Annotated in this window: 13 protein-coding genes; 7 read left to right on the top strand and 6 right to left on the bottom strand. The window is 62.7% G+C overall.

All coding sequences use genetic code 11. The annotated features are described in order from the left end of the window. Positions 1 to 52: 52 nt before the first annotated feature. A complete protein-coding gene (locus AB5Y95_RS12400) occupies positions 53 to 859 on the top strand; it encodes a PhzF family phenazine biosynthesis protein (RefSeq protein ID WP_368161221.1) in 807 nt (268 codons plus the stop codon). A gap of 128 nt (positions 860 to 987) precedes the next feature. On the opposite strand, the gene lysS is transcribed toward AB5Y95_RS12400, so the two are convergent. Together lysS and prfB are read right to left on the bottom strand one after the other, a co-directional pair. Beyond that, positions 988 to 2,523: a lysine--tRNA ligase gene (lysS, locus tag AB5Y95_RS12405; RefSeq protein WP_005297982.1), complete on the bottom strand. Its 1,536-nt coding sequence runs from the start codon at positions 2,521 to 2,523 to the stop codon at positions 988 to 990. 24 nt (positions 2,524 to 2,547) lie between these two features. Further along, positions 2,548 to 3,646, bottom strand: a protein-coding gene (gene prfB / locus AB5Y95_RS12410; protein ID WP_099358782.1) for a peptide chain release factor 2 whose coding sequence is annotated in 2 segments (ribosomal slippage) — positions 2,548 to 3,570 and positions 3,572 to 3,646 — 1,098 coding nt in all. Because the reading frame shifts where the segments join, the coding sequence is not laid out codon by codon here. Between the two features lie 254 nt (positions 3,647 to 3,900). Here prfB and AB5Y95_RS12415 point away from each other — a divergent pair. Beyond that, positions 3,901 to 5,772 (top strand): methyl-accepting chemotaxis protein, encoded by a 1,872-nt coding sequence (locus AB5Y95_RS12415; protein WP_010633067.1) that lies wholly within the window; start codon positions 3,901 to 3,903, stop codon positions 5,770 to 5,772. Between the two features lie 185 nt (positions 5,773 to 5,957). Here the strand turns inward: AB5Y95_RS12415 and gltS are convergent, their stop codons facing one another. Further along, positions 5,958 to 7,157, bottom strand: a complete 1,200-nt coding sequence (gene gltS, locus AB5Y95_RS12420; RefSeq protein ID WP_017780300.1) for a sodium/glutamate symporter — start codon at positions 7,155 to 7,157, stop codon at positions 5,958 to 5,960. Between the two features lie 513 nt (positions 7,158 to 7,670). Here gltS and ansA point away from each other — a divergent pair. After that, positions 7,671 to 8,678 (top strand): asparaginase, encoded by a 1,008-nt coding sequence (gene ansA / locus AB5Y95_RS12425; protein ID WP_011707130.1) that lies wholly within the window; start codon positions 7,671 to 7,673, stop codon positions 8,676 to 8,678. 255 nt (positions 8,679 to 8,933) lie between these two features. Here the strand turns inward: ansA and AB5Y95_RS12430 are convergent, their stop codons facing one another. Further along, a complete protein-coding gene (locus AB5Y95_RS12430; RefSeq protein WP_017766723.1) occupies positions 8,934 to 9,227 on the bottom strand; it encodes a YeaC family protein in 294 nt (97 codons plus the stop codon). A 40-nt stretch (positions 9,228 to 9,267) separates the two neighbouring features. Continuing rightward, positions 9,268 to 10,698 carry a glyceraldehyde-3-phosphate dehydrogenase gene (locus tag AB5Y95_RS12435; protein ID WP_025201249.1) on the bottom strand — a complete coding sequence of 477 codons (1,431 nt, stop codon included), beginning with the start codon at positions 10,696 to 10,698 and terminating at the stop codon, positions 9,268 to 9,270. Positions 10,699 to 10,941: 243 nt separating this feature from the next. Here AB5Y95_RS12435 and AB5Y95_RS12440 point away from each other — a divergent pair, with 243 nt between their 5' ends. After that, on the top strand, positions 10,942 to 11,709 hold the full coding sequence (locus tag AB5Y95_RS12440; protein ID WP_085946928.1) for a DUF2989 domain-containing protein: 768 nt from the start codon (positions 10,942 to 10,944) through the stop codon (positions 11,707 to 11,709). 6 nt (positions 11,710 to 11,715) lie between these two features. Next, positions 11,716 to 12,273, top strand: coding sequence for an NUDIX domain-containing protein (locus tag AB5Y95_RS12445; protein ID WP_010633070.1), 558 nt, complete (start codon positions 11,716 to 11,718; stop codon positions 12,271 to 12,273). Positions 12,274 to 12,334: 61 nt separating this feature from the next. Here AB5Y95_RS12445 and sppA read toward each other — a convergent pair whose 3' ends face one another. Beyond that, the gene (gene sppA, locus AB5Y95_RS12450) at positions 12,335 to 14,179 is read right to left on the bottom strand and encodes a signal peptide peptidase SppA (protein ID WP_201970699.1); all 1,845 of its coding nucleotides are present in this window, start codon (positions 14,177 to 14,179) and stop codon (positions 12,335 to 12,337) included. Positions 14,180 to 14,489: 310 nt separating this feature from the next. Here sppA and AB5Y95_RS12455 point away from each other — a divergent pair, with 310 nt between their 5' ends. Together AB5Y95_RS12455 and AB5Y95_RS12460 are read left to right on the top strand one after the other, a co-directional pair. Continuing rightward, a complete protein-coding gene (locus tag AB5Y95_RS12455) occupies positions 14,490 to 16,511 on the top strand; it encodes an FAD-dependent oxidoreductase (RefSeq protein ID WP_368161224.1) in 2,022 nt (673 codons plus the stop codon). 106 nt (positions 16,512 to 16,617) lie between these two features. Then, positions 16,618 to 17,166 (top strand): NAD(P)H nitroreductase, encoded by a 549-nt coding sequence (locus tag AB5Y95_RS12460; protein WP_005298007.1) that lies wholly within the window; start codon positions 16,618 to 16,620, stop codon positions 17,164 to 17,166. The last annotated feature ends 196 nt before the right edge of the window (positions 17,167 to 17,362 follow it).

The raw sequence follows: 17,362 nt of genomic DNA on the forward strand, positions 1-17,362 counted from the left end.
CATGGTATAAAGGGCGATGAATGAGCCCGTATTACCCACACAGGAAGCGTGAATGTCGACCATCAGCTTGTTTCATGTCAATGCCTTCAGCCAGCACCCCTTTAGCGGCAACCCGGCAGTGGTAGCGCTGGGGCCGAGCCAGCCGGATGCCACCCTGCTGGCCATGGCGGCCGAGTTCAACCAGTCAGAGACCGCCTTTCTGGTGCCTTTGGGCCGGGCCCGCTACCAGCTGCGCTGGTTCACTCCCGAACTGGAAGTGGATCTCTGCGGTCACGGCACCCTGGCTGCGGCCCACGTGTTGTGGCAGACGGGAGCGGTGGCTGGGGATGAGGTCATTTACTTCGAGACCCGCAGCGGCGAGCTGCTGGCCCGGCGCGAAGGGGAGTGGATCTGGCTCGATTTCCCGCGCATTGCCCCGGTGCCGCTCGTTCTGGATCCCGCCTATACGGCGGCGGTCGGTTGCCAGCCGCTGCACACCCTGGCGGCTGGCGCCAAGTTCTTGCTGGAGCTCGCCAGCGAGGAGGAAGTCCGCGCGCTCAGCCCAGATTTTCAGGCCTTGCGCGCGCTGCCCGGTCGAGGCCTGATGGTGACGGCGCCCTCGCGCGGCTCGGACCATGACTTTGTCTCTCGCTACTTCGCCCCCTGGGTCGGGGTGGATGAGGATCCGGTGACTGGCTCCAACCACTGCGCCCTGGTGCCCTTCTGGGCCGAGCGGCTCGGCAAACGGCAGCTGCGGGCCCGCCAGATCTCGGCCCGGGGTGGTGAGCTGCGGCTAGAACTGCAGGAGAATCGGGTGCTGATGGCCGGTCAGGCCGTCACCCTGTGGCAGGGGGAGTGGCTGCTGCCACCGGCCTCATAAGCGGCAAGCTGGCGGCATTGAAGGTTCGTCAGCGGTTTGTGTCCGCCATAAAAAACGCCCCGCAGTTGCGGGGCGTTTTGATTGTCATGGACGGCAGCTGCGCTGCTGCGGCCCTGTTTCTTCGGCTCTTACTTTTGTGGACGCAGAGCCGGGAACAGGATGACGTCACGGATGGTGTGGCTGTTGGTGAACAGCATCACCAGACGGTCGATACCGATACCCTGACCGGCAGTCGGCGGCAGACCGTGTTCCAGCGCGGTGACGAAGTCGGCGTCGTAGAACATGGCTTCGTCGTCACCTGCGGCTTTCTGGTCAACCTGAGCCTGGAAGCGCTCGGCCTGATCTTCCGCATCGTTCAGCTCGGAGAAGCCGTTGGCCAGCTCACGGCCACCGATGAAGAATTCGAAGCGGTCGGTGACGTCCGGGTTCTGGTCGTTGCGACGGGCCAGCGGAGAGACGGCGGCCGGGTACTCGGTGATGAAGGTCGGTTGCAGCAGCATGTGCTCCACGGTCTCTTCGAAGATCGCGGTGATCACGTGGCCCAGCTCCCAGCTCTTCATCAGCTCGATGTGCAGGCGCTTGGCGACGGCGGTGGCCTTCTCCAGGGTCGCCAGATCGTCACGGGTCACATCCGGGTTGTACTTCAGGATGGAGTCCACCATGGAGAGGCGCTGGAACGGCTGACCGAAATCGATGGTCAGGCCCTCTTCGCCCTCTTTGGCGTAACGGATCTTGGTGTCGCCCAGGATGTCTTGCGCCAGGGTGCGCAGCATCTCTTCGGTGAGGTCCATCAGATCGATGTAGTCGGCGTAGGCCATATAGAACTCGAGCATGGTGAACTCGGGGTTATGGCGAACGGAGATACCTTCGTTACGGAAGTTGCGGTTGATCTCGTAGACACGCTCGAAGCCACCGACCACCAGACGCTTCAGATAGAGTTCCGGAGCGATACGCAGGTACATGTCGATGTCCAGCGCATTGTGGTGGGTGATGAACGGACGGGCAGAGGCGCCACCCGGGATGACCTGCATCATGGGGGTTTCCACTTCCATGAAGCGCTTGTCGTTCAGGAACTTGCGGATACCGGCCACGACCTTGGTACGGGTCACGAAGGTCTTGCGGGACTCTTCGTTGGCGATCAGGTCCAGGTAACGCTGACGGCAGCGGGCTTCCTGGTCGGTCAGACCTTTGTGCTTCTCGGGCAGCGGGCGCAGGGCCTTGGTCAGCAGGCGAATGTCGGAGACGTGAACGGAGAGTTCGCCTGTGTTGGTGCGGAACAGGGTACCTTCGACACCCACGATGTCGCCCAGATCCCACTTCTTGAACTGCTCGTTGTAGAAGCCTTCCGGCAGGTCGTCACGGGTGACGTAGACCTGGATCTTGCCTGCCATGTCCTGCAGGGTGGCGAAAGACGCCTTGCCCATGATCCGGCGGGTCATGATGCGACCGGCAATCTTCACCCGTTTACCCAGTGCGGCCAGCTCGTCGGCGCTCTTGTCGCCAAACTCGGCGTGCAGATCGCCGGAGAGGTGGTCACGACGGAAGTCGTTGGGGAAGGGGTTGCCCTGGGCGCGCAAGGCGGCCAGCTTGGAACGACGCTCCTGCATCTCGTTGTTCAGTTCGAGAGTTTGGTCGACTTCCGGAGTGGTGGTTTGTTCAGACATGGTGATTCCTGCTGTTCTGTTTTTTTACAGGCCTGACTTCAGGCTAGCTTCGATAAACTTGTCCAGATCGCCGTCGAGTACCGCCTGGGTATTGCGGGTTTCGACGCCGGTACGTAGATCCTTGATGCGCGCATCATCCAGCACATAGGAACGGATCTGGCTGCCCCAGCCGATGTCGGACTTGGTCTCTTCGAGGGCTTGCTTCTCGGCATTCTGCTTCTGAATTTCCAGCTCGTAGAGCTTGGCTTTCAGCTGCTTCATACACTGATCTTTGTTTTTGTGCTGGGAACGATCGTTCTGGCACTGTACCACGACCCCAGTGGGAATGTGGGTAATACGTACCGCGGATTCGGTCCGGTTGACGTGCTGACCACCGGCGCCGGAGGCTCGGTAGACGTCGATGCGCAGGTCGGCCGGGTTGATCTCGATGTCGATGTCATCGTCGATCTCTGGGTAGACGAACACGGAGCAGAACGAGGTGTGGCGACGACCGCCGGAATCGAACGGCGATTTGCGCACCAGGCGGTGCACGCCGGTCTCGGTGCGCAGCCAGCCGAAGGCGTACTCACCGGTGAACTTGATGGTGGCGGACTTGATGCCGGCCACGTCGCCTTCGGAGCATTCAATCAGCTCGGGCTTGTAGCCGTGGGCATCGCCCCAGCGCAGGTACATGCGCAGCACCATGTTGGCCCAGTCCTGGGCCTCGGTACCACCGGAGCCGGACTGGATGTCGATGTAGCAGTCGGAGGGATCGTGCTGACCGGAGAACATGCGGCGGAACTCGAGATCCACCAGCTTGGACTCCAGCACGTCGGCTTCGGCCACGGCTTCATTGAAGGTATCTTCGTCTTCGCCTTCCACGGCCAGCTCGACCAGCATGGCCACGTCGTCAGCACCCTGGGTCAGGGTGTCGATGGTGCCGACCACGTTTTCCAGCGCGACGCGCTCTTTGCCCAGCGCCTGTGCGCGCTCGGGTTCATTCCAGACGTCCGGCTGTTCCAGCTCGGCGTTGACCTCTTCTAGACGCTCTTTTTTGGCGTCATAGTCAAAGGTACCCCCTAAGCAGCTCGGTCCTCTCAGACAGCTCCTTAAGCTTGTTTAATACAGGATTGACTTCAAACATCGTGAAAACTCTCGGGGTCGATGTGATTTAAAAACGGGATATTCTAGCCAATTGTGGAAGGAATAAACAGGGTCGGCTGTCCTTGTGCGTGTCCGGTAGTCAATTTCTGGTGCAGTTTTCCCCAACTCGGTGGAAAATATCGCCCACCGCCCCATTTTCCGGTTCAGTTTTGTGCCGACGGGTCGTTAATAACTACGCAGTGCTGTGCACTTTTTGGGAAATCCTGTTCCTGACCTCCATAAGAAGAACGCATGATGAAAAATCTATCACTCAAGCAGAAGATACTGTTGTCAGTGGTCATCGCCCTCTCGCTGGTGATCCTGCTGCTCTCCTGGCAGAGCTACACCAGCCAGAAGTCCCTGTTGCTGCAAGGCAGTCAGGAACAGGTGCAGCGCCTCGGCAACCAGCAGGCCGCCAGCGTCAGTGACTGGCTCGCGGCCCGTCGCGACGTCATTCAGGCGCTCGGCAACAAGGCCGGTGCCGACCCCCTCAACGCCCTGCAACAGGCGCAAGTCTCCGGCCGCTTCCAGCTCACCTACTTTGGCGAGAGCAGCGGCAAGATGAACGACTCCGATCCCTCCATCAATCGTGACGGTTACGATCCCCGCTCCCGCGGCTGGTATCAGGAGGCGATGGGCAAGGGTGGCATGATCGTCACCAAGCCTTACCTTGACGTGGCCTACAACATCATGGTGGTGACCCTGGCCCAGCCGGCGCAGGGCGGCGTGGTCGGTGGCGACCTCTCCATCGCCTCCCTGGTGGAAGACGTCACCAAGATGAAGCTGCCGGCCGACGGCTTTGCCATCATGATGCACAAGGACGGCACCGTCATCGCCTACAAGGACGCGGCCAAGGCGATGAAACCGGCCACCGAGATCGACAACGATCTGACCAATGCCCTGATCGAGCAGAGCAAGACCAGCAACAGCCTGGTGCCGGCCTACTTCGACGGCGAAGGGCGCGACAAGCTGCTGTGGGCGGTGGATATCCCCGACACCGACTGGGAGCTGGTGCTGGTGCTGGACAAGGAGACCCTGGAGGCGCCACTCTCTTCCCTGCTGATGACCCAGCTCGGCCTGGCCCTGCTGGTGCTGGTGGGCAGCATCCTCGCCATCTCCTGGCTGGTCAGCCTGCTGTTGGGGCCCCTTGGCAAGGTCTCCCAGGCGTTGGCCCGCATCGCCGACGGTAACGGCGATCTGACCCAGCGCATCAAGATCGACACCAACGACGAGGTGGGTCAGTTGGCCAACAGCTTCAACCGCTTCGTCGGCAGCCAGCACCAGCTGATTGGCAACATCCGCCAGCTGGCCAACGAGCTGAACGCCGATGCCGAGCGCAGTCTGGTGACCAACCAGGCCGCCGTGGACGAGCTGCAGCGCCAGCAGCAGGAGGTGACCATGGTCGCCACCGCGGTTACCGAGATGGCGAGCGCCACCATGGAGATCGCCGGCAACGCCGAGAACACCGCCGCCGCGGCCCAGCAGTCCGCCCAGAGCAGTGAACAGGGCAAGATGCTGGTGAACCAGACCCGTCAGTCCATCAACGGTCTGGCCGAGGAAGTGGGGCAGGCGACCGAGGTGATCGGCGAGCTGAGCCGCCACGCCCAGGCCATCTCCGGCATCCTCTCCACCATTCAGGGCATCGCCGAGCAGACCAACCTGCTGGCGCTGAACGCGGCCATCGAAGCGGCCCGTGCCGGTGAACAGGGTCGCGGTTTCGCGGTGGTGGCGGACGAGGTGCGGGTGCTGTCGCGCCGCACCCAGGACTCAACCCAGGAGATCCAGTCCACCATCGAGACCCTGCAGCAGACCACGGCCCGTGCGGTGAGCCTGATGCAGACCAGTCAGGGGCTGGCGGACAACAGCGTGAAAGACGCCGATGCCGCTGCCGCTGCGCTCGAAGAGATCACCCAGGCAGTCAGCCTCATCTCCGACATGGCGGGCCAGATCGCCACGGCCGCCGAGGAGCAGACCCAGGTGACCGGCGAGATCACCCAGAACACCACCGCCATCAAGGATGTGAGTGACGAGATCACCGCCGCCGCCATGCGCGATCTGGATCAGGCCGAGAGTCTCAAGGGGCGGGCCACCGACCTGAACAAGCAGGTCTCGACCTTTATCCTGTAAGTGCTTGAACGCGGCGAACACGGCCGCCATGACCAAGCCCCGCACTCGGCCGAGTGCGGGGCTTTTTGTTTATGGGTCTCGCCACGGCTATCAATGAAGGAAGTGGTGCAGAGAAGCTGGCGAGCAGAAATGGCAGAGCCCACCAGGGGGTGGGCTCTGTTCATATACGTCTGACGGGAAAGGAATTACAGGAAGGGCAGTGCCAGGAACAGCTTGATCACCATGGCGTTGATGATGTCGATGAAGAAGGCGCCCACCATGGGCACTACCAGGAACGCCAGGTGGGAGGGACCGAAGCGCTGGGTGATGGCCTGCATGTTGGCGATGGCTGTGGGGGTGGCCCCCAGGCCAAAGCCGCAGTGGCCCGCTGCCAGCACGGCAGCATCATAGTTGCGGCCCATTACCCGGAAGGTGACGAAGATGGCGTAGAGCGCCATGGCCACGGTCTGGGCCGCCAGCAGGATGAAGATGGGCAGCGCCAGGTTGGCCAGATCCCACAGTCGCAGGCTCATCAGCGCCATCGCCAGGAACAGCGACAGACTGACGTTGCCGAGCAGGGAGACTTCGCGGTCGCTCACCTCGTGCCAGTTGAGCAGGGTCAGCACGTTGCGCAGCAGCACGCCGACGAACAGCACGCAGACGAACACCGGCAGCTCGAAGGCGCCGCCCTTGAGGTAGGCGGAGAGCATCTCGCCCCCCTTCAGGCTGATGGCGATCAGCGCCAGGGTCTCGATCAGGCTGAAGGTGGTGAGCGGGCGCTCCATGTCTGGCATCTCGAAGCCTTGCGGCGCGTCGTCCCGGTTGTGCTCCTCGCCGGGCACCTGCACCTTCTTCACCAGATAGCGGGCCACCGGACCACCGATCAGGCCCCCCAGCACCAGGCCGAAGGTGGCACAGGCGATGGCGAGCTCGGCGGCGGATTGCACCCCGTACTTCTCGGTGAAGGTGGCGCCCCAGGCCGCCCCGGTGCCGTGGCCGCCGGAGAGGGTGATGGAGCCGGCCAGCAGTCCCATGTGGGGATCCAGACCGAGCAGGGTGGCCAGGCCCACCCCCAGGCTGTTCTGCACCAGCAGCAGGCCGGTGACCACCAGCAGGAAGGTGAGCACCGCCTTGCCGCCGCGCTTGAGGCTGGCGAGATCGGCGGAGAGGCCGATGGAGGCGAAGAACGCCAGCATCAGCGGGGTTTGCAGGCTGGTATCGAACTGCAGCTCCATCTGCAGGGTGGCGCGCAGCAGCAGCAGCACCAGGGCGACCACCAGGCCGCCGGCAACCGGTTTGGGGATGTTGAAGGTGCGCAGCAGCCCGACTCGGGTCACCAGCAGACGACCGAGCAGCAACACCAGGGTGGCTGCGACCAGGGTGGCGTAGGAATCAAGTTGTAGCATTCAGTACTCCCATGTTGATTGGCTGTGTCTTTCGTTGATGCAGACTCACAGATTCAGCCGGGATAAAAACAGTGTGGCTCAGGTGCCAACAAAGAAGGGGCGACATGCCCCCGCCCCACGTAAGAATGGGACCGGTGCGGGCCTGAATTGATCAGGCATCCAGATGAGATTTATGAAAAATCGAGCGGATAGTAGCAAAAAACACCACTTATATCCACATTTGTCAGATAAATGGTCGTTCATCGTGTTTGTTGTGAAATTTAACACTATCGGGTTGGTCGCGGTGCAAGCCGGGGTGAGGGCTATTTCCTGGCTGTCATTTGGGGCACCAGTCCCTATAATTCGGCGGTTTTTGGCCCGCGGACGGCACTGGTGGGATGTGAGTCGGCGGCCTGGCGCGCTATCATGTGCGGGCTTTCGGCCCATGGCGAATGCGGCAGGCAGTCGATGCCGCCGTTTCGTCCCGTTTGAGCCACGATTCGCGGCTGTTGTGCCCATCAAAGAGGAGAGGGTGTGAAGAAGTCCATCTATATCGCCTACACAGGCGGCACCATAGGGATGCAGCGTTCCGACCACGGCTATGTGCCGATGGCGGGCTTCATGGAAGACTGTCTGGCGCGGATGCCCGAGTTCCATCGTCCCGAGATGCCGGATTACCATATTCACGAATATGCGCCCCTCATCGACTCTTCCGACATGACGCCGGCGGACTGGCAGCGCATCGCCGAGGACATTAAAGGCAACTACGACAAGTACGACGGTTTCGTCATCCTGCACGGCACCGACACCATGTCGTTCACCGCCTCGGCGCTCTCCTTCATGCTGGAGGATCTGCACAAGCCGGTGATCATCACCGGTTCCCAGATCCCGCTCGCCGAGCTGCGCTCCGACGGTCAGCAGAACCTGCTCAACGCCCTCTACATTGCGGCCAACTACCCGATCCACGAGGTGACGCTGTTCTTCAACAACCAGCTCTATCGCGGCAACCGCAGTAAGAAGGTGCACGCCGACGGCTTCCACGCCTTCGATTCGCCGAACTACCCGCCGCTGCTCAACGCCGGCATCGCCATCTCGCTGGAAGCGGGCGAGCTGGGCGTGCCCTCCGAGCGGCCGCTGGTGCTGCACGACATCACCCCTCAACCCATCGGGGTGGTGACCCTCTATCCCGGCATCTCGGCCGAGGTGATCGCCAACATCCTGCAGCAACCGGTGCGGGCGCTGATCCTGCTCTCGTTCGGGGTGGGCAATGCACCGCAGAATCCGGCCATGCTGGCGCTGCTCTCCGAGGCATCGGCCCGCGGCGTCATCATCGTCAACCTGAGCCAGTGTCTGCACGGCAAGGTCAACATGGGGGGCTATGCCACCGGCAACGCCCTGTCGCGGGCCGGGGTCATCTCGGGCTTCGACATGACCGCCGAGGCGGCGCTGACCAAGCTGCACTTCCTGCTGAGCCAGGATCTGCCGGCGCCGCGCATCCGCGAGCTGATGCAGCAGTCCCTGCGTGGTGAGCTGACCCCCTGACTGGTGTCCCCCTCACCCTAACCCTCTCCCCAGGGGAGAGGGGATAGATCGAGGCGCTGTTGGCCGCGAGGCTTGCCATGAAGATCGCCGGCAGGTGGCCCGCTTACGGTTCGCAGCTGCGAGCCTGCTCCCTTCTCCCCTGGCGGGAGAAGGGCCGGGGATGAGGGGGATCACTTTGCAGAGATAAAAAATAGGGGAGCCATCATGGCTCCCCTATTTCGTTTTGTTACCGCGATAGGTGACGTGCGGCCTGCCTCAGTGGCTGAGGTCGACCCGCACTATCTCTTCCTCGTCGCGATACTGCCGCTTGAGCTCGCTCTTGCTCTTCATCACGATCTCGCCGTCACGGCCGATGTTCATATGCTCGGGGTTGTCGAGGTGCATCGCCTGCCAGGCCATCACGGCCTGCAGCGACGTGGCCTTCTGCTCGTCGGTGAGCGGTTTGCCATCAGGCCACTTGCCGAGCTCGACCGCGGTCTTGAGCCGCTCGTACACCTCTTTGGGCATCTGCCTGATTGCTTGCAAAAACTCACCTTGTTGAAACGACATCCGGCCTTCTCCTTGCACATTGAGCCATGACGAATCGGGATCAGACCGGCAGATCCTGGCGAACTGCGCCAGCCATCTGCTCCATCACCCGCACTACCTGACAACTGTACCCGAACTCGTTGTCATACCACACGTAGAGCACGCAGTGATCCCCCTCGGCGATGGTGGCCTGGGAGTCGACGATGCCCGCAAAGCGGGAGCCCACCATGTCGGAGGAGACCAGCTCGGTGCTGGCGCTGAAGTCGATCTGGCGATGCAGGGCTGAGCTCAGCGCCATCTGCTGCAGATAGGCGTTGAGGCTCTCCCGATCGGTGGTCTGTTCCAGCGACAGGTTGATGATGGCCAGCGACACGTTGGGTGTAGGCACCCGGATGGCGTTGCCGGTCAGCTTGCCCTTGAGTTCGGGCAGCGCCTTGGCCACCGCCTTGGCGGCGCCGGTGCTGGTCATCACCATGTTGAGGGCTGCGCTGCGACCGCGGCGCTCGCCCTTGTGATAGTTGTCGATGAGGTTCTGGTCGTTGGTGTAGGAGTGTACCGTCTCCACGTGACCGTGACGGATGCCGTACTTGTCCTGCATCACCTTGAGCACAGGAGTGATGGCGTTGGTGGTGCAGGAGGCGGCGGAGATGATCTTGTCATCGGGCCCGATCACCTCGTGGTTGACCCCGAACACCACGTTCTTCATCTCCCCCTTGCCGGGAGCGGTCAGCAGCACCCGGGCGGCGCCGCGCGCCTTGAGGTGCTCGGACAGACCCGCTTCGTCACGCCAGACGCCGGTGTTGTCGACGATCAGCGCATCGTGAATGCCGTAGGCGGTGTAGTCGATGTCGGCCGGGCTGTTTGCATAGATCACCTGGATGAAGGTGCCATTGGCGATGATGGCGCTGCGTTCACTATCCACTTCGATGGAGCCGTTGAATGGGCCGTGCACCGAGTCACGGCGCAGCAGGCTGGCACGCTTCTCCAGATCCCCGTCGCGGCCGCCACGCACCACGATGGCACGTAGCCGCAGGGAGTTGGCGGCGCCGGTGCGCTCGATCAGCAACCGGGCCAGCAGACGGCCGATGCGGCCGAAGCCGTACAACACCACGTCGGTCGGAGCCGGTACGCCGCGACCCAGAGCCGGTGCCAGCTTGGCACGCAGGTAGTCGTCGATGCCGGCTTCATCCTGGTGATCCTGCCAGTAACCCACGGCCAGCTTGCCCAGATCGATCTCGGCGGCGGTCGGGTTCAGGGCCAGGATGGCTTGCAGCAGGGGAAAGCTCTGTTGGATCGGGAGGGGGGCTCCCTGGTGGCGGCGAACGACCCGGTGGGCCTTGAGGATATCGATGGTGGAGGCGTTTTGCAGCGGGCGGCCGAAGATGGTGATCTCGATCCCTTGCTGACGGTAGAGGCGACCGATCAGGGGTTGCATGGCTTCGGCGAGCTCCTGGCTCTCCTGCCACGCCTGCAGATAGTGCTCGTGGGTCATTAACCAGATCCTTTATTTCACGTTGTTGGGGCAAATAGAAATTCGTCGAATGCAGATCAGTGTAGGGGTGTATATTTCGTTATATTATTCTGCAGTCGCGGCCTTATACGGCGCGCGCATTGTAATGGATATGTAACCGGTTTGCTAGCCGTAGGTGGCCGCTCGAGGCTCCCGTTGTTATCAACCTGCGTTTTCAACAAGATGTGAGCCATGGCCAATTTGCCCCTGCGACAGACCTTCATCATGCTTTCCGTCGGCCTTGCCGTTGCGGGCTGCAATGACGACCGGATCCACAATATTTGCAGCAACCATCCCGAGCTCTGTCAGGATCTGGTAGACGATGGCTGGTGCCGCTACGAGCGTACCGACATCATTCGCAGCCGCTTCTATCTCAAGGAGGAGGGGACGGATCGGCGCAAGTATGAGCTGATGCGCAACCTGGAGCGCTACCTCAAATGTGCCGAACGTTCCACCAACATCGAGTACAAGAATGCCCGCGAGCAGAAGAGCCCGCGGGTGGAGGGGATGCTGGCGGCTGGCGACCAGCTGGCCCAGCTCGATGCCGCTACCCGCAACGCCAAGGATCCCTATCTGCTGCTCTGGCACTGGACCAACAACACCAACGAGCTGGCCCGCCAGCAGTTTCTGGCGCTGGAGGGGCAGCCCGCGCTCGAGGAGCCCGAACTGCAGCTGGCGCTCGGGGGCATCTATGCCAAGCGCGAGCCGCAAAAGGCCATCGCGCTGATGCAGCACGCCCTCTCTCTCTACCGGGAAGGGGATCAGGTGAACGGCCGCATCCTCACCTCCCTCAGCACCCTCTACATGGGCCAGAAGGAGTACGGGCAGGCCTATCTGTGGGGCAAGGTGAGCGAGTCGTTCCAGAACGCCGCCGAGGTGTCGGCCAGCCGTTTCAGCCTCTACCACTCCCTGAGCAAACAACAGCAGGAGGGGCTGGACAGCCAGGCCGCCATCCTGGTCGAACAGCTGAAAAGCGGAACCTATCGTCCCTGAATCCTGATGAACCACATTGAATCTCTGGCCAGCGACTGGCCTCACCCCTTCGATATCCGGCTCACCCACGGCCGGGTCAATACGGATGGCCGCCAGCTGGAGCGGGTCACCGTCCGGGCCGTCGTGCTGCGTGGCGACCAGCTGCTGCTGGTGCACTCCAGTGTCAACGGCGATCTCATGTTTCCCGGTGGCGGTATCGAGCACGGCGAGTGCCACAACACGGCCCTGGCCCGCGAGCTGCGCGAAGAGTGTGGGGCAGAGCTGGTGGCGGTTGGCGCCCTGCTCGGGCAGACGCGGGAGTACCGTCCGGCCCGCGAGGCCGACTACGACGCCTACTGCATCCGCTCCTTCTACTACCTCTGTCAGGTGGGGGAGAACTGGAGCGAGCCTCGGCCCCAGCCCTACGAGATAAGGCTCGGCTTCACCCCTGGCTGGTTCGAGCTGGCCGAGGCGCTGCAGACCAACAAGACCCAGCTGGCGGGCTCCTGCCCCCAGTGGACGGCGCGGGAGACGCGGGTGCTGGCCGAATTGCAGCACTGGCACGGTGCCGGCCTGCTGGGCTGAGTTCTTTCACCACGCCATAAAAAAAACCGCCGATTGGCGGTTTTTTTGTGTTGGTTGCCGATCAGGGTGTGCAGACCGGGCAGAGGGCGTAGGTGCCCTGCGGATCGTTGAAGCGGGTCAGCGGGTCCAGGCTGCGGTTCACCTCCACCAGCGCCTTGCCAAGGCCTGCCGGCAGCCAGCTCTGCAGGTGCGAAGCCAGCACCTGGGCGCTGCTGTCGAACAGCTGGCGCAGGAACTTGTCCTTGGCCGACTCTTCCTGCTCGATGGGGGCGACCTGCCACTCCTTGAGGTTGGCCAGCTCGGCTGCCGCCTTGATGGCCGCCTCCTGATCGCCAAACTCGTCCACCAAGCCCAGCGCCTTGGCATCCTGACCGGTCCAGACCCGCCCCTCGGCCGCTTTCTCGGTCTCTTCCGGGCTCAGGCCACGGCCCTTGCTCACCAGACCGACGAAACGCTGATAGGTATCTTCCACGCTCAGCTGGATCGCCTGGCCGACGTGTTCCGGCAGGGCACGGGTCAGGCCGACGCCGACATAGTCGGTGGTGCCGACGCCGTCGGTGTGCACTCCGTACTGGGAGAGCGCCTTGTCGATGGTGGCGAACATGCCGAACACCCCGATGGAGCCGGTGAGGGTGGTGGGGGAGGCGAAGATCTTGTCCGCATCGGCGGAGATCCAGTAACCGCCGGAGGCGGCGTAGCTGCCCATGGAGATCACCACCGGCTTGCCGGCCTGCTTGAGGGCCAGCAGCTCGGCGCGGATCTGCTCGGCGGCGAAGGCGCTGCCGCCGGGGCTGTCGACCCGCAGCACCACGGCCTTCACCTTGTCGTCGCGGCGAGCATCGGCCAGTAGATCGGAGAGGCTGTCACCGCCTATGGTGCCGGCAGGCTGGATACCATCCATGATGGCGCCGCTGGCGACGATGAGGCCCACCTCATCCTTGCCGCTCTGGGGATACTGGCTCGGAATGGCGGCCAGGTACTCCTTGAGGCCCACCCCCTTCCAACCGTGGTCATCGCTCTCGCCCACTTCCTTGATCACCGCCTGGGTCATCTCGTCGCGGGTGGCCAGCTGGTCCACCAGACCGTTGTCGAGGGCGTAGTTGGCCGCGTTGCCGCCGGCCTTGCGCAGCAGCTCGAGGAAGCGATCCTTGCCCGGTGCCACGGCGTCCGGTTCGATTTCACGCTGCTCGGCCACGTCGGTCACATAGGATTGCCACAGCTGATCCAGCCAGCGCTGGTTTGCCTCCTTGCTCTCGGGGGACATCTCGTCGCGGGTATAGGGTTCGACGAAAGACTTGTAGGTACCGACCTTGAACACGTGCGGGGTGATGTTGAGCTTCTCCAGCGCCGACTTGTAGTAGGTCTGGTAGACGCCGAGCCCCTCGATCACCACGGCGCCGCTCTGGTTGAGCAGCACGTGATCGGCGTGGGCGGCCAGCAGGTACTGGCCCTGGGTGTAGAAGTCGGCCATGGCGATGACCGGCTTGCCGCTCTCCTTGAATGCATCGATGGCGCTCGCCACCTCCTGCAGTTTGGAGAAGCTGGTGCCCTGCAGCCCCTGGGGCTTGATCACCAGTGCCTTGATGCGATCGTCATCCTTGGCGTTCTTGATGGCCCACAGCAGATCGGAGAGGACGATCTCGCTGGGTAGTTCGTCGCTGTTGTCCACCTGGCGCAGCAGCTGCACCGTGGGATCGGTTTGCGAGCGCTGTTCCACCAGCACGCCGGAGAGATTGAGGGTGAGGGCCCCTTCGATGGGGGCGCTGGGGGCCTCTTTCTGGCTGACGCTGAAGACGATGATCAAGACCACGACGAGAAACAGCAGATTGACCAGCATCAGCCGGGTGAAATTGAGCAGGCGCCACAGGCTGCGAAACAGCCAACCCAGACCTTTGAAAATAGACATAGTCGCGTTATCGCCCTGTTAATGGGGAGGGAAGCGCCATTATTAACCAGTTGGCCGGTGAAATGCCATTTCCGCTTGGAGAGGATTGGAGCCGGTGAGTTCGGAACACGTCTGTTCGCCGAAAAATTGTCCAAACATTTGTTTGAAAAAGCATTTTTGATTCTTTACTCTAGCCTCGGTTTGATAACAAAAAATTAACTGGAGGCCCTGTGAGCCGCCCACCCATGCTGCCACCTTGTTCCGGGCCTGAGTCCGGACGGCGGGGGATGGGCGTGGTGCCATCCAGCCCGGCCCCGAAAAGGAGTTCATGATGAGCCGTTACCCGACCCTGCTGACCCCCCTCGATCTGGGCTTTACCCAGCTGCGCAACCGCGTGTTGATGGGATCCATGCACACCGGCCTCGAAGAGGAGAAGGGGGGCTTTGACAAGCTGGCCGCCTTCTATGGCGAGCGGGCCCGGGGCGGGGTCGGCCTCATAGTGACCGGCGGTATCGCCCCCAACCTGCGCGGCCGGCTGGTGCCCCACGGCTCCCAGCTGAGCTTTCCCTGGCAGGTGGCCAAGCACAAGAAGGTGACCAGTGCGGTGCATCAGGAGGGGGGCAAGATAGCGCTGCAGATCCTCCATGCCGGCCGCTACGCCTATCATCCGTTCAGCCTGGCGCCGAGTGCCCTCAAGGCCCCTATCTCTCCGTTCAAGCCGCGCGCCATGAGCGAGCGGCAGATCCGCGGCACCATCCGCGACTTCGCCGCCACCGCGCAACTGGCCAGGAGCGCGGGCTACGACGGGGTCGAGGTGATGGGCTCGGAAGGCTATCTCATCAACCAGTTCATCTGCGAGCGCACCAACAAGCGCACCGACGGCTGGGGTGGCAGCAGCGAAAACCGCATGCGCTTCCCGGTGGAGATTGTCCGCGCCATCCGCGAGCGGGTCGGGCCGGATTTCATCATCATCTTCCGCCTCTCCATGCTGGATCTGGTAGAGCAGGGCTCGACGCTGGAAGAGGTGATTGCGCTCGGCAAGGCGCTGGAGCAGGTGGGGGTCACCCTCATCAACACCGGCATCGGCTGGCACGAGGCGCGCATTCCCACCATCGCCACCAGCGTGCCGCGCGGCGCCTTCAGCTGGGTGACCGCCGAGCTGAAAAAACACCTCAAAGTACCGCTTATCACCACCAACCGCATCAACACCCCCGAGGTGGCCGAGCGCATTCTGGCGGGCGGCGAGGCGGATATGGTCTCCATGGCGCGCCCCTTCCTGGCCGACCCCGAATTCGTCATCAAGGCGGCCGAAGACAGGGCGGACGAGATCAACACCTGCATCGCCTGCAACCAGGCCTGCCTCGACCACATCTTCAAGCAGAAGCGTGCCTCCTGCCTGGTCAATCCGCGTGCCTGCTTCGAGACCGAGCTCAACTTCGGCCGGGTGCCTCAGCCCAAGAAGCTGGCGGTGGTGGGCGCAGGCCCTGCCGGGCTGGCGTTTGCCTGCTACGCCGCCGAGCGTGGCCATCAGGTGAGCCTGTTCGATCAGGCCAGCGAGATCGGCGGCCAGTTCAACTTCGCCAAGCAGATCCCGGGCAAGGAGGAGTTTCACGAAACCCTGCGCTACTTTGCCAAGCGGCTGGAGAAGTGCGGCGTCGAGCTCTATCTGGGCCAGCGCCAGAGCGCCGAGAGCTTGCTCGGCGGCGGTTTTGACGAGGTGATCCTCGCCACCGGCATCCGCCCGCGCACCCCCAACATTCCGGGTATCGAGCATCCCAAGGTGCTGAGTTACCTGGACGTGCTGCGGGATCACAAGCCGGTGGGCGAGAAGGTGGCGGTGATCGGCGCCGGCGGCATCGGCTTCGACGTGGCTGAATATCTGGTGGAAAAACGGGCGGATGGGGGGCAGAGCCGGGATCACTGGCTCAAGGAGTGGGGCATTGACAAGCAGCTCGGCGAGCGCGGCGGTCTGACGACCCCGGTGATCGACGCCCCCGAGCGCCAGATTTGGCTGCTCCAGCGCAAGGAGAGCAAGGTAGGCGACGGCCTGGGCAAGACCACCGGCTGGATCCACCGCACCGTGCTCAAGAACCGCAAGGTGGAGATGATCTCCGGCGTGCAGTATCTGCGCATCGACGACGAGGGGCTCCACATCCGGGTGGGCGACCAGCAGCAGTGCCTGCCGGTGGATCAGGTGATCATCTGCGCCGGCCAGGAGCCGCTCAAGGAGCTGCAGGCCGGTCTGCAGGCGGCGGGCAAGCCGGTACACATCATCGGCGGGGCCGACGTGGCCGCCGAGCTGGATGCCAAGCGCGCCATCCGTCAGGGGGCCGAGCTGGCTGCGGTCATCTAGTCGACGGGCCGCCTTGTATTGCGACAAACCCCTGAAGCTCAGGGGTTTTCTTCATGCGGTGCTGTGCTAAGGTAGCGCCATCATAGCCCCTGACAAGGAACTGCTCATGGATGCCCTCCATCTGTTACTCAACCGCCACTCCTGTGGCCGTCTGGCCGAGCCCGCCCCGAGCGGTGAGGTACTCGACAATATCCTCAAGGCCGGGCTGCGGGCGCCGGATCACGGCACCCTGACCCCCTGGCAGTTCATCCTGTTCGAAGGGGAGGGCCGCGAGCGGTTGGGCACCCTTTTGGCGGAAGCCGCCCGTAGCCGCGGTGAGGATGAAGAGAGCATCAAGAAGTGCCGGGAAGCACCGCTGCGCGCACCGCTGGTGATTGCGGTGGCGACCCGCCATCAGGAGCACCCCAAGGTGCCGCGACTGGAGCAGGAGCTTTCCGCCGGCTGCGCCCTGATGGCGATGCAGATGGCGGCCCAGGCCCAGGGCTTCAACGGCATCTGGCGCTCCGGCTGGTTTATCTTTGACGAGCAGATCCAGGCCGGCCTTGGCCTTGGCACAGACGATCAGCTGGTGGGCTTCCTCTACCTCGGCACCCCCATGCTGGAGGCCCGCAAGCTGCGCGAGCTGCCGGTGAGCGAGTTCGTGCGTCGCTTCTAGTCTGATGAACTGTCGATAAAGCCCTGACTTGTCAGGGCTTTTTTGTTTCTGGCGACAGGCTGTACTGATAAATGAAAAATTGCCAAGAGGCAGGCCGTGGCTGGCAGGGAATTTTTTAAATAGTGAGATGCCGTTCTCAATCCTGGTTTATTACGCTATGTAAAACGTTTGCTCCTCGTTAATATCCCTGTGCCAG

Source organism: Aeromonas sp. R5-3, assembly GCF_040908225.1.
Lineage (GTDB): Bacteria > Pseudomonadota > Gammaproteobacteria > Enterobacterales > Aeromonadaceae > Aeromonas > Aeromonas dhakensis.